This is a genomic window from Dyella monticola, assembly GCF_003363155.1.
Taxonomy (GTDB): Bacteria; Pseudomonadota; Gammaproteobacteria; order Xanthomonadales; family Rhodanobacteraceae; genus Dyella_B; species Dyella_B monticola.
Genome location: NZ_QRBE01000002.1, coordinates 78,243 through 94,481, shown reverse-complemented (window position 1 = coordinate 94,481; position 16,239 = coordinate 78,243). Strand labels below are relative to the sequence as shown.

Here is a 16,239-nt window from a genome sequence, read left to right as displayed (position 1 = left end):
AGCGCTCAAATGCTTGTTTGGAATCGAAAGCCGCGCCCCACCTACCCCCGATAACACAAGCTAATCGCCTTGTCCGTGTTCCACTTTTGTTACTCGCGTTCATGGTTTGCATCAGCCAACGCGCGGACCGCGGCCTCCCCTTTGAGTAACGCCCAATCTGAACGAACGTCGCGGGTTCGTGCGCCCATCTATATGCCGGCTGCGATACCCATTTGGCCTGGCCAGCATTCAAGCCGAACTGCACCCCTCAAGTAACCGGTCGCGCGGCCGATATCCCCGAACGGCACCACAGGGAGTTCGCGATGAATCGTCGACAGTTTGACGTTAGCGTCGAGTCCGATGAAAAGGGAGACTACTGGATAGTCGTTCGATTTCCCGGCCTGCCTGAGGAGATATTTGGGCCTTATGCTTCGCTGGAGGAGGCGATCGATGCGATAGACAGCATTGTTGCCGAGATCAGAGGCCGTTTATTTCCTGATCTGTCGTGCGACCCTTCTTTCTAAGACCAAGTTGGAATCCATAAGGCTGCTATCGTCGATGTGTGGTGTGTCCCAATGGCGGTCGCAGCCGTAGGTACTGCAATACTCAATGGAACAAGGACGACGTTGTGCTAAAAGAAGCCGCCGAACAACTTGAGATCCCAACCATCACCCCATTCGGCTTGGTGTCCCGCCTCCTTGCTTGGATGGCCAAACGTGCCGCGCCACTGGCAGGCATTGCCATCAGCATAGCTGCGCTGCTGTGGTCTGATTTTCGACATGAGTTTAAATTGCCCATCGGTTTCACTAGCAGCAACATGCTAACTGCTCTGCCATCATTGGCAGCCATCGTGTGCATGGCCGTAGGATGCATAGTCACTGGGGTCGCTGGTCCGGCCATGGTGCTCACCCATCCCCTTCGCAAGAATTCAACAAGCTTGGCTCAGTTGTGCTTTCCGGTTGACTCCGCGTCAGCTGCCGATCCTGGAGGCCAGCGTACAGCCCGCATCATCCGATTCTATTGGGTGGGAATGGGAGTGCTATCCGCTGTGGCCTGGACGGTCGTCATCGCTTGGGACAGTATCTGGCCGGACACACCATTATGGGCCGGACTGCTTGTCTTGTTCGCTATCATTTTGTTTCAGACTGTCTCGGCGCAACCAGCTCTTCGCTGTGCTTTAAATGAGCCAAATCCTGCGAGCACGAGCTTCTACAGCACACTGCTATTCAGCCTCATCCTCCAAGCCTTAGTGGCATTTTGGGCAATGTACGCTCTGCTCAATTCGATTGTAACGTTGACAACGCTGGATGTAGCCACGCGCGGGGTGGCATTCGCCGCGATCATGATTGCAGCTACAGCATTTCAAATTTGGGTGGCGTGGCGTGTGACCCAGGGCTGGTACCCAAATATCCTTAAGCATGCCGTTTGCTTGGCCCTCTTTCTCCTCGGTTTTATCGGAATGATTCCGCCCTTGGGTGCGCGCCTAGCATCGTTCGCCTTACTCTCGACCGCGACCGATGAGCGGCCATGTACGGTCCTGCTCTTCAACAGCGCCGTGCATGACGGAGTGCCGGAGTCGATCGTCGACACGCAACATCCGTCACAGTCAAAAGAACTGCGGGTCGTGTTCCCGTCAGACAACAAGCTTTACGTCAAAGAGTCGATGGCCAGCACTACATATCTTATCGACTTCAAGGCGCTAATCGGCACCGCATCATGCCCAAATCTTGGGGAGCAAAATGGTCATCAGTGATCGACGCTCCTAGGAGCAGCATGACCTTTACAAGCTAGGCATAGTGTGGAGAGGCCGACCTGATCTGCTCCTGATAACTTCTCGTCTTCCTCCGATTCCGCAAGTAGCTGCACTTTCTAAAGTCGCCTTTCGTGCACATCTCGCCCCATGCTTGCATGGCAAGCATGGGTTGCAGCTGATCATGTAGCCGAGAGTGCCGCTTTGGCCAACAGCGCGAGCGCATCAAACTCGCCACTCTTCAACGCATTGAACGCTCATCAACGCCATCAGCTCAGTCTGACAGGTTATCTGAATCACCGATGTTTGCTTTAGTTCGGAAGCGAACGTTATCGCCCGCAACATCCGCATACCAACCAATCCTCGGCACGCCGTCGTGGCGTCCGATCAATGCTCGAAGACAATAAGGCAAGTTATTCCCCTATCTTTGCGGAATCTTCAATGTCTGCTGTCGATCGGAAACGGGCATAAGAACTTGATCGTCTCTTCGGCTCTCAAAGCACCTTGGCACGTAGATAAAGCTTCGCGTGCAAGCCTGGAATGTGCAGATACGAAAACAACTGTCTATGTCGGAACCCTAAGCGATTTCCTTCGCTACCTGTCGTCGCGTCGTCTTGTTGACAATGATTTTGACAGGACCGCGTTTGATCGGCATGGGTGCCGCTGAGTTCGACTTCACCCACTGGTCTTCCGTCGTCCGACGAAGCCCCTTTAGCACTTTGAACCCTTTCTGTTTATTCAGGCGATTGGCGCGCGGGTCGAATCGATACACGTGGCGCAACCCTCCCCACTACGGAAGCAGATGCTTCTTACGGATGAGCTCTTGTATTTGTAAACCCGTGGCTGCCCCTTTGCAGAAATGATCCATGCGTCATCGACCGGCACCGACTATGCGCGCCACTCATCCATTGACCGGCGACCGCATCTCATCCACGACTTCTTGCGAAGGATGGCTTGCCCCGTTGGCCGGCACCTGAACCTCTTGCGCCGAATCAATCGCATCCAGGACGCGGGCGTACTGCTTGAGGTGATAGGAGGCCAGGAACAGGTCGCGCACGCGCTCCGTCGCCTGAACCCCCAGCTGTGTCGCCAGGCATTGATCATGGCTAAGTTTCTCGAGCGCTTCGCTAAAGGCGAGCTCGTCATGGGGATCGGTCAGCAATAGTCCGTGCTGGCCATGAACAATCTGGTCCTGGATGCCGCCAACGGCACTCGCCACCACCGGACGTCCTTTCCACATGGCTTCGGTCACGGTAAGGCCGAAGCCTTCCTTCAGGCTCTTTTGCACGATGATCGCGGCGTGCCGCTGTATGGCGTTGACGATGGCGGCATTTTCCTCTCGGTCCTCCATCGGCAAGGACACGAGATGAATGCGCTGTCTGATGGGTGAGGGCAACAACTTCCAGGCGCCGATCACGCTGTCGAGTACGGCACGCCCTTCCGGATCATCCGCAACCGACGTGACATCAGGCCCCACAAGCGCCAAATGAGCGTCAACGGAAACAACGCGGAGGATGAGATTGACAAACCCACGAATGACCCCGACCGGATCCTTCAGCGGGTCCCAACGCGACACCTGCACGATCAGCGGCGTCTCCCAACCTGGACCCGCACCCTCACGGACGATGTCGGCTTTGGATGTGACCAGCGCAGGCGTCCCGTCCTCTCGCGTGAAGTGCGGCAACACTTCCGCCGTTGCTTCGCCGCGTATCAAGCCAGTATGGACAAGGATGGATTTGACCGTTTTCTCATCCATATCCTGATTCTTGGGTGAGAACGCGTCGATGGAAGGCGTAATGACAAAGCTGCGTTGCGACTTTAGAAACTCCGGGATGTATTCCTTTCTGGAAAACACCGTTGCAAAAACGTGCCTCAAGTAAGGCCCGACGAAATCCCAGGCCAGATCCGTATGTTCATTCACCACATCAGCGCCGATGTGGCTGCGCCAGAGAACCGTGGCCCCGTGCTTGACCAGTGCCGGCGCCAACCCCGCGCTCTGCGGGTCGTGCAGAAGCACAATGTCCCCGGGCTTAATGAGGACGAGAAGTTGCGGAATGTTTTCCTTGAGCGTCGCTTCGTAGATGATCCGTTCTTTTTCTCCCAGGTCGGATCCATCGCCAAGCGCACCGTGAAAAGCATGGTGCATGCGCTTGGTGATCTTGAAGAAATCTGCACGTCCGCCAAGCACGAGCCAACGCGTATGGATGCCCAGTCCGCGCGCATATGCCAGCTGCGACTGCAGCATTTCCGCCACGCCGCCGCCGCGCGAAGTTGAATTGATATGCCACCACGTCCGGCCATGTAACTGACCCGAGGCGCGCTTTGCGAGCTCTGCGATCTCTCTCACGCCACCGGACCCGATCAGGCTCGAAAAGCAGTCAAATGGCGCAGAGCGAAGGCTGACTTCCGTGATGGATGACATCGATGACCTCCCGGCAACAATCATTGACGATGAATAACCAGACAAAGCGATGAGCGTCGGAGCGTTCCACCATCACGTGGTGAACGAGGCATCGACGTATCGAGACCTGCCCGTCCGGCCGCTAGGATTCGAGCGCGTAGCTGGACAGGCTTTGTTGCACTGGCTTTGGCTCCTTGATGTAAAGCGCCAGTATCGAGATGAGAACGCCACCCACGATCACTAAGCCGAGCGCAAACCTCAATCCGTAAAACTCGGCCAACCCACCAATGAGTGCAGGACCGCTCAGGAAACCCGTGTAACTGATGGTTGTAATAATCGACGTCACCTGCCCGGCCTTGTCCGGCGCAACGTCGCCACCGATCGAATACGCCACCGGCGCAATGCCTGACTGGGCCACGCCGCAGAACAGGAAGCCGGCAATCACGATCCACGGAGTCGTGCTGGACAGCGCGATGACCATGCCCAGCGCGGTAAGTACACCGGAGATACGCAGCAACGCGCACCTGCCAAGACGCGTCACGACATATCCGGTAATAAAGCGCCCGAGCGACATGGCTGCGTATACGCCGGCCGGCCCGATCGATCCGACCAGCACAGGAACGCCAAGCGAAATGCGCAAATAGATGCTCGACCAAGTCTGGAGCGCGTTCTCCGATAGGAAGCTCAAGGTGGTAATCGCCGCGACCAGCAGCACCGTCGGCACCAGCAGCAGCTTGATCGCACTGAAGTTTCCGCCAGCCGGCTTCGGCGGCGATACCTTGGCATGCGCAAGCACGGGGTTGCTGGTGATTAGTATGCTTACCATGAGCATGAGCACGGCAAGCCCTATGTAGATCCACCGGAAGGGAACGGCAATGGAAAGCAGATAACCGGCGGAAAGGCCCGAAATCGCAGCAACGCCGCTGAACGCGCCGTGGAAATAAGCAATTACGCGTCGCTGGTTGATGCGCTCGATATGTATGGCCGCGGCGTTGATGGCTACGTCGTATGCACCGGACGATCCATAGAGAATCGCCATCCCAGCGCAAAACGTCACATAGTTTCTCGCCAGGGCAAAGCACAGCAGGCCGGCTGCTAGAAGCAGTGCCGTCATGGCCATCAACGCCCTCGGGCCGAGCTTATCGACCAGACGCCCGCTGATGAGCATGCTGGGGATCGAAGCCGACACGCCGAAGGTCATGGCCGCGCCCAGCGCTCCAGTGGAAAGCTTGAGCGCCTCTTGAAGATCGACCAGCACGACGTGACAGATGCCCCACATCATGCCGAATGCGCAAAAAGCTCCTACCACCGACCAGCGCGCGATTCGCTCGGCACCATGCAAGCTTCCCGCGTGCGCGTGGCCGGGGTCAGTCGTCATGTGCGCTCTCTGCCAGGTCATTCCTGTCCGCACAGGTGTATTCGTCTAGTTCCGGCGCTTCCACATCAAACAGCGGATAGAGCATGGCGCGCATGATCGGATCGAGGAAATTCCCTATCGCGCGCACCGCACCGGCTTCAAGTAACTTCGACTCCGGCAGTGACGTCAGCAAGCCGAAAGTGCGCAGGCCTGCGGAGGACGCCGATTTTACACCCGAGTACGAATCCTCGAAGGCAAAAGCACTTTCCGCGCGCGCGCCCAGAAGCTCCAGGGCAGTCAAATACGGCAGCGGGTGCGGTTTACCATGGGCAAGCTCCTCGCCGAGGACGACCGTCTTGAATCGATCCCGCAGTCCGAGTCCGCTTAGCAGCAGCTCCGCGTTCTGTCGCGGAGCATTGGTCACCACCGCCATGCGACAGCAGAACAGCTCCGCACGCTGCAGCAGTTCCAGTAATCCAGGGGTCGGCGTGAGATCGGTAAACAGGGAACGGACGATCTCCTCTTTTTGGTTGGCGTATTGCGCGTGCTTGCTGCTGCTCTCGGCAGGGAACAGCTTGCGCATGATCTCGTCGTTGGAAAAGCCCATCACATAGGTCTTGTAATAGTCCTCATCAATGTGCCGGTCGAATGTTTGAAGGAGTGTGTTGTATGCCTTCAGATGAAGGACATCCGTATCGACCAAGGTTCCATCAAGATCGAAAAGTAGCGTCGCAGTGGTTTTTTTCTGAGACATAGATAACCACCTTCGGTCAGCAAGATGGCGCGAACGCGCCCTGTTCAGTTGAAAAACCTTGACCATGCCGAGCACATTGCGTCACGGTCCTGGTTCGCCTTGGCGGCATTGATCGCCGTCATCGCAGGGAAGCGCGGATCGCCATCCTCAGGACTGCGTGTATCGATGTCCTTCAGCACCACCTTCCCATACCGGCCGTAGGTTTCGCAGGCGGCAGAACTCATCGTCCAATCCAGTGCGCGCTGTGCCTGCGACAGGCGCCTAGATCCCGCCCTGATGGCAAAACCTTCCGGCTCGAAGGCAGCCGCATCGGAGGGAATCACCATGCGCACATCGACGCCTTGATTCATCAGGCCGCATACGGCCGTAGACACCGTGACGCCAATGGCCGCTTCGCCGTTGAGAACAGCCGAGCAAGGCTCGAACGCCGACCTGACCACGCGTGGCCTGCTATCGGCAACACGCCGGAACACCGAGTCCACATACGCCGAGCCGGACTTCTGGTTCAACGCCGTCACATGCAGGAATCCCGCGCCCGAGTAGGTGGGATCCGGTAACACGATCTCGCCACCGTAGTACGGCTCGGCGAGATCATTCCAGTTTCGCGGCACCGGCAATCCTTTCTCTTTCAGCCTGGCTTCGTTGACACAGAACGCCGGCACAAACGCCGACGGGCTGAACCACTTACCGCGATCACCCCGTGCCTCCCGAGGCAGGAGATCCAGCTGCGTGCTGTCGAAGGTAGCCAGCAAGGTCTGAATCTTCGGGTCGAGCAACTTGGTCACCGACCATCCGAAAATGATGTCCCATTGCCCTGTATCGCCCTCCTGAAGAATGCGCTCGTGCAGCGCAGCCGTGGACACCCTGAGCACTTTGATGCGAAGGTCCGGGTTATCCCGCTCTATCTGACTCACATAGTCGGCAAGCTCGCCATCTTCCATCGAGCTGTAGGCGACAAGCGTATCGTCGGTACCGGCATGGATCATTTTAGCAACCCCGCCAGCTTTGCGTATTGAAGCAACATGATGGTCTTTCCGTCGCGGATTTCACCGCTTTCAACCATGGCCATGGCTTGTGCGAAGTCGAGCTCCAACACTTCGATATCTTCGCTATCTACGCCGCCTCCGTCGCTCGTCTGGTTCCGTTCGGAATATTCACCGACGAAAAAGAACAGCTTTTCCGTTACCGATCCCGGACTCATGTACGCTTCAAAGACCTTGCGCACACTGTCTATGATATAGCCGGTTTCTTCCTCGGTTTCCCGCCGGATACAGGTTTCCGGATCGTCATTGTCGAGCAATCCCGCGCAGGCCTCGATAAGCATCCCATCTAGGTTGCCATTTACAAAAGTGGGATAACGGAACTGCCTGGTGAGAATGACGCGATTACGCGTTGTGTTATACAGAAGGATAGTGGCACCGTTGCCGCGGTCGTAGGCTTCTCGGCTTGTTGTTTCCCAGGTGCCGTTGCGCCGTTGGAACTCAAACGTGGCTTTTTTCAGGACGTACCAGTTATCCGATAACAGCTGTACTTTGATGTTGCGAATTCGCTCACTCATCCCAACCTCTCTCTTTAGATCTGGCGGATTCTTGAAACGACGAATTCAAAGCGCGAAAGCATCTCTGGATCGCGATGTTCCGGTGCTGTCATGATGGCCGTGTCTAGCGCGCGATGGCAGCCGCACTGACAGTCCTCCCCGTTGGCGCCGGACAGATAGGTTGCCGCGTCCGCGACCAGCGCATTGGCGCTGGCGCTAATCTTAGCCATGCGCTCGCTGACCATGCTTGCCGTCACTGGCAGTTCACCGGAGAACCAACAATCGTAGTCGGTGGCCATAGCCACCATCGCGTAGCACATTTCCGCCTCGCGGGCGAGCTTGGCCTCGGGCATGCCCGTCATGCCGATGATGGTGCCACCCCATTGACGATACAAATTCGATTCCGCCCTGGTCGAAAACTGCGGCCCTTCCATCACTACGTAGGTGCCGCTGATGCGCAAGGCAAGCGCCTTTTCGCGTGAGACGTTGATCAGTGCATCGCGCATGCGCGCGCAGGTCGGATCGCCGAACGGCACATGTCCCACCAGGCCGGGACCGAAGTAGGTCTTTTCCCGCTGGATCGTGCGGTCGATAAATTGGTCGACTACCACAAAGGTCCCAGGCGCGACGTTTTCATCCAGGCTGCCGACCGCACTCAGCGACAACACCTGCCGGCAGCCGATGTGCTTGAGGGCCGCCATGTTCGCCCGGACATTGATCGATGCCGGAGGCACGCGATGCCCCACGCCATGCCGTTGCAGAAAAGCGAGCTGAACATCACCGAGCTGCCCGGTCGTGATGTTGACCGGCGTGTCGCTGTACGGCGTCTTGATCTCGATGTGTTCGACGTGCGCAAGCCCCTGCAAGCCTTGCAGGCCGCTTCCGCCGATGACACCGATACGATGCTGCTTGCTCTGTAAGCTCATCCACCAACTCCTTGCACGCCAGAAGAGTGTTGTTCCAACTCACGGATGACCAACCGGTCGCGCAGCTCTGACAAGGCGGACGGTGCGCCATGTTTGGAAAAGATCAAACCTTCGCTGGCGTGGGCGGTGTAGCGGGAGTCGGTAATCTTGAGAATCCTGTCTATCGCCGGCAGGTAATTCCAGCGAACGCCGGGATACAAGGAATGCGCAAGATGGAAGGCATCGGAGGTAGGGCTTACCAGGATGCGGACCATCCAGCCGCTGAAGCCGCTGTAGTCGGTGGGTCTGCCTGCCAGGTATTCGAGTTCGCGCCGATTCTCGAAGCTTCCGCTCACGAACCAGCGGTGCTCTGCCAGCAGTGCAAGCCAGGCAAACAGCGCATAAGTGGTGAACAGCGGAGCGAACCAGCCAAGCACGACGCCCTTCCATCCGGCCAGCACAAAGAACGTCAGCGCAAGCTGCAGCAGGCAGATGCAGCGGATCACCGTAGTCGTCTTGCTGTGGTTGAGCATGCTGTTGCGAAGCATGGTGGTGATGTTCACCCTCAGCCCTCTGGGTGTCAGGGGATAGAGCAAGCGCGCGTAAAATTGCCGCTCGGTCAGCGGATAAGCCATGCCACCGTCCCGGACCCTTGCCCGGTTCGGATCAAGGGACATATGGTTCGGGTTCTTGTGATGCTCGCGGGTATGAGTGACGTGGCGGCTATGCATGTCCCGCTTGAAAGCGGGAAACTGATAAAAGTAATCCGACAAGAACCATTGCCATGCATGCGACTTGCACAGCGCGAAATGCACGGCATTGTGGCCGAACTCCTGCAGCGCCCTGAACCGGCCGCCGATGATCACGATGGCCAGTCCCCAGACGATGGCATGATCGAAATAGTTGGCCAGCCATACCATCAAAAAAATTTCGATCCAGGTCCACAAGAAAGGAAGTGGTGCGAGCACCGCGTCGAATCGCTTGTAGTACGGCATCCTTGGCCCCATCGACCGCGGCAGCAGGTTCAGGATCTGCAGCACGCGCTCCTCATCCGCATAGTAGGCCCACGTAATCAGCCGCAAGGCGATGTCGATCGCCACAAGCGTGCCGATCACCTCCATCACGTACATCGTCGACGGTATCATGGCGCAAGCTCCCGCATGCGTTGCCCAGGCGCGCTGGCATGTTCGCTTTCTTGAAGGTGGACAAGAATTTCCTGCAACGAGTCAACTGCTTCGTTGCCCTCTTCCCTCCTGGCCTGATGGCCGCTCCTGACCATCAAAAAGGACCAACCCATCGACGTGGCCACTTCCGCATCGTGACGGGTATCGCCGATGTAAAGGGTCCTGTGCGTAGCGATGCCTGACCGATCCTGCAGCTCGCGGGCGATTCCCAATTTTCCGTGCGCGTGGTTATCGCCAAGACCGACCACGTACGTGAAATACCGCGCAAGCCCCTTAGTGCTAACGGTTTCGGTGAGAATGGATTGATGAGATGCTGATAAAATGGATAAGATTTTCCCTTCGTCGAGAAGCTTTTCCAGCAACGTTACGGTTCCCTCGTGTAAGGCACACTGGAAGACATCCCGATCGAACACGCTCAGGTAGTTCTTGATGACGTCTTCAAAGAGTCGATTCTCCACCTGGAAGCCCAGGTCGCGGTAAAAGTCCCGTATCGGAAAACGAAACTTGCTGCGATACTCGTCACGGCTGATGGCGTTCAGCCCGTAGAGGCAGCAGCACCGATTCACCGCCCGGACGGCCAGGTCGACGTCGTCGATCAGGGTCCCATTCCAGTCGAAGACGATATGTTGCGCATCAAGCAGGAGCTGCCTCATAGCCACTCCTCGTTGCGCTTGAACATCGTCAGTTTGTCGAGCAGCAACCCGCCGACGATCTCTGGGCGGAATAGCTGGCTAGGCGGCGTGACTAGGTTGGTGACGCCGACTTGCGTCTTCAGCGTCAAGCGATGCCTGGCCGAAAGCCGCCCTATGCCCATGCCATACCAGTGGCGCAGACGAACAGCGGGCGTCCGATGACCGCTGGTTTCCGGAAACCGGAGATCTTCCTCGGCCGCCATGTTCCAGGCAGGCTCGACCACCTTGCTCACTTCTTTCTGGATCTCGTGTGCGCTGATGCTTCCGACCAGAAAACCGCCAAGCATGTTGCGAAGACAGTTCGCCTCCAGGGCGCACAGCGTCATGCCCTGGCTGTATAGAGGGTTGAGGCTGCACAGCGCGTCGCCAAGCACGAAATAGCCCTCTGGCCACCGCTTGAGCAAGTCGAAGCGACGGTGCAGGCTGCCGGGCATGCCGAAGCCAAAGACCTCGGAAAGCGGCTCGGCCTGCTGGATGATCTCGTAGATGTCGGGCACGGGAAGCTGGCCGAGATAGTCCAGGAACTGCTCTGGGTTCGGCTTGGGGTAACGACCAAACCAGCCGCCCGTGGTGACCAGCCACCGATCTCCTTCAATCGGGCTGATCACGCCCATGCAGCGCTGTTGCGGCGGCTTGGGCAGGACCAGCAGGACTTTCCACAGATCCCGATATTTCGGGTCCCTGCGGTAGATGCGCGACGCATAACCCAGACGGGTTTCCACCAGGTCCTGCTGGACGCACTCCGTCTCCCCGCAGAACTCGCCGATCCACTCCGAAGACCGCGAGCCGCGACCGCTGGCGTCGACCACCAGGTCGGCGAATTCCTCATGCTCACTGCCACCGACACGCAGTTTGACACCACTCACTCGCGTACCGTCGTAGCACAGTCCATACGTCGTCGCGTACGAGATCACCTTCACTTTCTCGTTGGCGCGCGCCCGCTTGCGGACAACGTTGTCGATCAGGCGCCGGCTGCAGTAGTGTGCGCTGATGCCGGTCTTGTAGCGGCTTTTCCAGCGCCCGTATTGGTACCACTTGACGTCGTGGCCCAGGTCAGCGATTTCGGCCCCTGCTTCACCAAGCTCATCCAGGAAGCCAGGAAAGATGCTTTCAAAGATCTGCTTGCCACGCAGTAGCAGCAAATGCACGTGGTGCTCCTGCGGAACGCTCTTGCGATACCCGGTTTCGTCGTCGAAGTCACCCTTTTCAATCACAAGCACGCGATCGAGATGCTTGGAAAGCACTTCGGCGGCAAGACAGCCCATCATGTTGCCGCCTATGACGATGGCCGTCTTAGGTGTACGCATGTTCGATACTTTCCGATCGGTAGCGGTTGAGTACGTGTGCAATGTGGACGAGGTCGTCCTCGCACAAATCCGGATGCAATGGGATCGTAGTCAGTGACCTCAACAGCGACGTCGCGTTGGGGCAATGCCGGCTGTACTTCGCCAGCAACGGATACTCGTACAACGGTCGATTGTCATACTTGTGGATATCAGAAGGTATTCCATGGCTGACTTGGTGGCGCACCAGATCGCGGCCGTCGTGTCCAATCGCCTGCAGCAACAATGCATAGCCACTGGGGCTGCCACCTGGTGTGACAGGCAGCTCACGGAAGTGGCCGTTGTCGAGCAATGCCTTGAGCTTCTGCCGGTGGCCCTGGCGGATCGCCAGGTGCTGTTCCAACAATGGCGCGCGCGCTGCGCCGAGCGCTGCCTGCAGGCCACCCATTTTCAAGTTGATGCCGGGGCTCTTGCCGTCGAGATTGCCAAACCGGGTGTAGGACCTGACGCGTGATGCGACTGCCTCATGTTGCGACATCACGAAGCCGCCTTCGCCGGTGGACATGAACTTGCAGTCATGCGTGCTAAAGCAGGCCACGTCGCCATAGTGGGCAAGATATCGCCCGCGAAGACTGGTCATGTGTGCGTGAGCCAGGTCCAGCACCAGGGGGATGCGATGCTCGGCGGCGATACGTTGGGTCTCATCGACGGCAACCGGATACCCCCACATCGGCACTTCGATAATCGCGCACGTCTTGGGCGATATCAGGCGAGCCAAATCATCAGGGCACAAACCGAAACTGTTTGGCCTGACGTCGCAGAACACCGGCACCAGCCCATGCTGCAGCAACGGCAGCACCGTGCAGATGGGACAAGTGGGAGAAACAACGACCTCCTGTCCCGGAGACCAGTCGAACCCTTTGAGTGCGGCCATCACCGCGGCCGCTCCCGAGGAGACGGCCACCACATGCGGCACACCGTAAACAGCACCAATCGCCTGTTCAAACTCGAGCACGATAGGCGAGGTTCCCGTCAGCCCCGTCGCCAGCGCGCGCTCCAGGTAATCGATATCATTCGACTGGCGATGGCTGCACAACTCGGCGACCGCCCGAAAGCCGGCGTCCGTCAACCCGGCGTCACCCGTCATGACCTTGCTCATTGGGGCACCACCTTTTCGTCCACGCGTTGCCAAATGGCCTCGTCCCTGAAGACGCCTTTGACCAGAGCGCGAAAATTCGGAAAGAGCGCCAGGCCTTCCAGGGCCGCCTCATCGAAGAAGCCCATCTCGGTGTTGTCCACGCAACTTTCGTCGGCTTGCTCTTTCACTTCACACAGGTAGATGAGATCGATGTGATAGTGGGGATCTTTGGGATCGTTGATCAGCTCGCAAAGAATCCGGTAAGGAACATGCAGCGCCGCTACATCGGCGGCCTCGTCGTCGAGCTTCCTGTCCCTCGCATTGAGAAATGTGGCAACGAGGCCGGTTTCTTCAAGCACTTCGCGCAACACCGCGGCGTCGGGCGTTTCGTCCGCTTCGATATGACCGCCGGGGTACAGCCACACCCCAAGCTTCTTATGCTTCAGGAGCAAAACTTGCCGTTCGGCCTTCAAGACGAAGGCCGATGCCGTGAAATGTTTTTTGAGATGTGGCTTGGCAGACATGCGGCGATCAGTCTTCCGAGTAGTCGTTGATCAACTCGACGATGTAGCCCAGATCGTCTTCCTTGAGATCAGGATGAATGGGAATCGTGGTCATGCTGTTGAGCAGACGCTCGCCGTTCGGGCACTTCCTTGCATAGACTGCAACCGTTGGAAATTCGTAAAGGCAGCGGCATCCATAGCGCTTGATGTCGGATGGAATGCCGTTTTCGTCTAGGTAATCGATGAATTTCCGGTTGTCGCGGAAGCTGAGGCTCAGGTTCAAGAAGTAGTAGTTCGGGCTGCTGTCGGCGATGATCTGCTTCTCGCTCACCTTCGGATGCGTAATCCGCGAGACGAGGTGGTGCGCGTTGCGGCGTCGGGCTTCGATCTGTCGTTCGAGATGCTCCAGACGGCTCCGGCCCAGGCAGGCCGATAGCGCGGCAAGCTTGTAATTCAGTCCGAAGTCTTTGCCGTTGAGGTTGCCAAACCGGCTGTAGCTTCTGCAGCGATCGGCCAGATCCAGATTGTCCGCCAGGATGAAACCGCCTTCTCCCGTCGCCAGCGGCTTGCGCTCATGCGTACTGAAGCAGGACAGATCTGCGTAGTGCGACAAGTGCTTGCCGTGCAGCTTGCTACCATGGGAATGAGCAAGATCCAGGATCAACGGAATACTACGGCCACGCGCTACTGCCTGCAGCTCGTCAACCTCGGTCGGATAACCCCACATGGGAATATCGATGATAGCTTTGGTGCGTGGTGTAATGACTTTGGCAAGATCGGTCAGGTCCACGCCAAAACCATGTGGTCGGGTGTCGACAAACACGGGCTTGGCACCGGCACTCATCACCGGATAGACGGTGCAAAGCGGGCACGTGGGAGTCAGCACGACTTCATCGCCGGGCTTGACGCCAAGCGCGCCCAGGGCAACGCTGATCGCCGCAGCGCCGGAAGATACGGCGACCGCGTGACGGCTGTTGAACCAGGCTGCCAGCGCTTGCTCATACTCCGTAACGATGTCGCTGGTGCCAGACAGGCCACCTGACAGTCCTTCGAGAATGGCCGGCATATCCCCTTCGTAAACCGGCCGATATTTGTCAGAGATCACTCGACGCGATACTTCACTGCGACTAGACATTAGCGTTCACCTTGGCTTGTCCGAGATCCGATGCTTGCAGGTCTGGCTTGTGGCCTTGGAGGAGATTCAGTGCGTCGATGGCAACATCCGCGGCCAATCGATCACCCTTCTCGCACACCTGCTCGATGACTTCGTAGGTTGGAATAAGGTTGGCGAAGTCCGCCTCGAACTTGCCACCGGTTCGAATGGCGTCAAAGAAACTCTGCAGTTCACTCTGATAGCCGCTTCGCACGTAGCCCGAGTCCAACGGTCCAGGGCGCCAATAGCCGCGCCAGCGTTTATCGTTGCCACCCGCGCGGGTAACATGATCGGGCTCGTGCAACGTGATATCCGACAGGTTGTCAAGGCGAACCATCGTCGACGTATCGCTGATCAACTTCATTTCGAATTCGAAGTAAGGGAACATCGTTCCAGTAAGGATCGACGCCGTTGCACCATTCTTGAAAGAGATGTTGATCTCGACAATCAAGCTGCCATTGTCGTTCTGCACTTCCGATCGCGTTTCCTTGACGTCACCGCCAAAGAGCATGGCCAAATCAATGGTGTGGATGGCCTGCGCCAGCAGGAACGAGCGAAGCGTGGAGTCCAGTCCCCACATTGGCGCCCTCGGCTTGTTGGCGTAGTGATTCAGCTGGATATGTGCAGTCCGGCCGAAATGTGGCTCACTCCGGATCAGCCGCAGATGCTGAATCGGCCTGGCGAATCGAAAATTCATCCCCACGCCGGTGACAAGCCCCGACTTGCGCGAAAGTTCAGTCAGCGACAAAAGCTCTTCAAGTGTGAAGCACGGCGGCTTCTCGACAAAGACATGCACGCCACGACTCATCGCCAGTGTGGCGATATCTCGATGCGCCTGGGGCGGGCACGCCACGACCAAGGCGTCCAGTTTCGTATCGGTAAGCATCTTGGCAATGTCGTCATACAGCTCGACGTCCTTGATGTGCCGATGCACGAGCCGCGCACGCTCGGCAACTCCATCGCACGCAGCGGCCACATGAATATCAGGAGTTTGAAGCAGCGAAGGCAACAGATTCTCTTGTGTTTGCGCACCTATTCCAACAAGTCCCACCCTGACATTGCTCATAAACTGCCTCATATGCCTCAGAAAAGAGATCACGTTATTCGTTATTTACAAGTTGCACCTTTGCAGCCATTGACAAATACGCTTCGCCGACAATGAAAGATTTATGGCGAACAAACGCCCTCGCGCGATCGCCTTACAGGCGTTCACGTACGCAATGTGCCAAATGTTTTCCGCTTGACTGACGTGATGGACTGGATGCCTAAGGGCTTTCACGCATTTGCGCGCCACATCGGCCGTTGTAAAGCCGAGCACTTTTAACGGCACCGCGCCAAGCAGTTGCTAACGACGCATCAAGGTAGCCATGCAGGATCTGGCAGATATCCATATTCAAGTCCCAAAGCTAGAGCCATTTAATCATGTGCGGCGCACATGATTTGCATCAAGTAACGCATTGATACACTCATGACAGCCACGACTTACGAATGGCATAGCGCGTTCCAGATTGGAACTCGAAGCTTCCATGCCTAAGTTTTCCGTAGCGATCTTGAAACTCTTGCGTGATTGCGACAGCTTTTCCTACAAACGCACAACTGATTC

Annotated in this window: 15 protein-coding genes; 2 read left to right on the top strand and 13 right to left on the bottom strand. The window is 57.3% G+C overall.

Annotated elements, in window-relative coordinates; all coding sequences use genetic code 11:
• The first annotated feature begins 302 nt into the window (after positions 1–302).
• Both DWU98_RS04295 and DWU98_RS21615 read left to right on the top strand, forming a co-directional pair.
• On the top strand, positions 303–503 hold the full coding sequence (locus DWU98_RS04295) for a hypothetical protein (protein WP_147293210.1): 201 nt from the start codon (positions 303–305) through the stop codon (positions 501–503).
• Between the two features lie 104 nt (positions 504–607).
• On the top strand, positions 608–1,732 hold the full coding sequence (locus DWU98_RS21615; protein WP_147293209.1) for a hypothetical protein: 1,125 nt from the start codon (positions 608–610) through the stop codon (positions 1,730–1,732).
• An 898-nt stretch (positions 1,733–2,630) separates the two neighbouring features.
• Here the strand turns inward: DWU98_RS21615 and DWU98_RS04280 are convergent.
• The 13 genes from DWU98_RS04280 to DWU98_RS04220 form a co-directional block, all read right to left on the bottom strand.
• A complete protein-coding gene (locus DWU98_RS04280; protein WP_158544958.1) occupies positions 2,631–4,151 on the bottom strand; it encodes a glycosyltransferase in 1,521 nt (506 codons plus the stop codon).
• Between the two features lie 121 nt (positions 4,152–4,272).
• Positions 4,273–5,508, bottom strand: a complete 1,236-nt coding sequence (locus tag DWU98_RS04275; protein WP_158544957.1) for an MFS transporter — start codon at positions 5,506–5,508, stop codon at positions 4,273–4,275.
• The gene (locus tag DWU98_RS04270; RefSeq protein WP_115494265.1) at positions 5,498–6,241 is read right to left on the bottom strand and encodes an HAD family hydrolase; all 744 of its coding nucleotides are present in this window, start codon (positions 6,239–6,241) and stop codon (positions 5,498–5,500) included. Before DWU98_RS04270 ends, DWU98_RS04275 begins: the two co-directional genes overlap by 11 nt.
• 44 nt (positions 6,242–6,285) lie before the next feature.
• Positions 6,286–7,227: an extracellular solute-binding protein gene (locus tag DWU98_RS04265; protein ID WP_115494264.1), complete on the bottom strand. Its 942-nt coding sequence runs from the start codon at positions 7,225–7,227 to the stop codon at positions 6,286–6,288.
• Positions 7,224–7,799, bottom strand: coding sequence for a GDP-mannose pyrophosphatase NudK (gene nudK / locus DWU98_RS04260; protein ID WP_115494263.1), 576 nt, complete (start codon positions 7,797–7,799; stop codon positions 7,224–7,226). The genes DWU98_RS04265 and nudK overlap by 4 nt, the downstream gene beginning before the upstream one ends.
• 14 nt (positions 7,800–7,813) lie before the next feature.
• On the bottom strand, positions 7,814–8,704 hold the full coding sequence (mtnP, locus tag DWU98_RS04255; protein ID WP_115494262.1) for an S-methyl-5'-thioadenosine phosphorylase: 891 nt from the start codon (positions 8,702–8,704) through the stop codon (positions 7,814–7,816).
• Positions 8,701–9,804, bottom strand: coding sequence for a fatty acid desaturase family protein (locus DWU98_RS04250; protein WP_230474678.1), 1,104 nt, complete (start codon positions 9,802–9,804; stop codon positions 8,701–8,703). Before DWU98_RS04250 ends, mtnP begins: the two co-directional genes overlap by 4 nt.
• Before the next feature lie 20 nt (positions 9,805–9,824).
• A complete protein-coding gene (locus DWU98_RS04245) occupies positions 9,825–10,520 on the bottom strand; it encodes an HAD family hydrolase (protein ID WP_115494260.1) in 696 nt (231 codons plus the stop codon).
• Positions 10,517–11,866, bottom strand: coding sequence for an NAD(P)/FAD-dependent oxidoreductase (locus DWU98_RS04240; RefSeq protein WP_115494259.1), 1,350 nt, complete (start codon positions 11,864–11,866; stop codon positions 10,517–10,519). Before DWU98_RS04240 ends, DWU98_RS04245 begins: the two co-directional genes overlap by 4 nt.
• Entirely contained in the window at positions 11,853–13,001 is a 1,149-nt protein-coding gene (locus DWU98_RS04235) for a DegT/DnrJ/EryC1/StrS family aminotransferase (RefSeq protein ID WP_230474677.1), read from the bottom strand. Before DWU98_RS04235 ends, DWU98_RS04240 begins: the two co-directional genes overlap by 14 nt.
• Positions 12,998–13,504: an NUDIX hydrolase gene (locus tag DWU98_RS04230; protein WP_115494258.1), complete on the bottom strand. Its 507-nt coding sequence runs from the start codon at positions 13,502–13,504 to the stop codon at positions 12,998–13,000. Before DWU98_RS04230 ends, DWU98_RS04235 begins: the two co-directional genes overlap by 4 nt.
• A 7-nt stretch (positions 13,505–13,511) precedes the next feature.
• Positions 13,512–14,618, bottom strand: a complete 1,107-nt coding sequence (locus DWU98_RS04225) for a DegT/DnrJ/EryC1/StrS family aminotransferase (protein WP_115494257.1) — start codon at positions 14,616–14,618, stop codon at positions 13,512–13,514.
• The gene (locus DWU98_RS04220; RefSeq protein WP_230474676.1) at positions 14,611–15,735 is read right to left on the bottom strand and encodes a Gfo/Idh/MocA family protein; all 1,125 of its coding nucleotides are present in this window, start codon (positions 15,733–15,735) and stop codon (positions 14,611–14,613) included. The genes DWU98_RS04225 and DWU98_RS04220 overlap by 8 nt, the downstream gene beginning before the upstream one ends.
• Positions 15,736–16,239 lie beyond the last annotated feature (504 nt).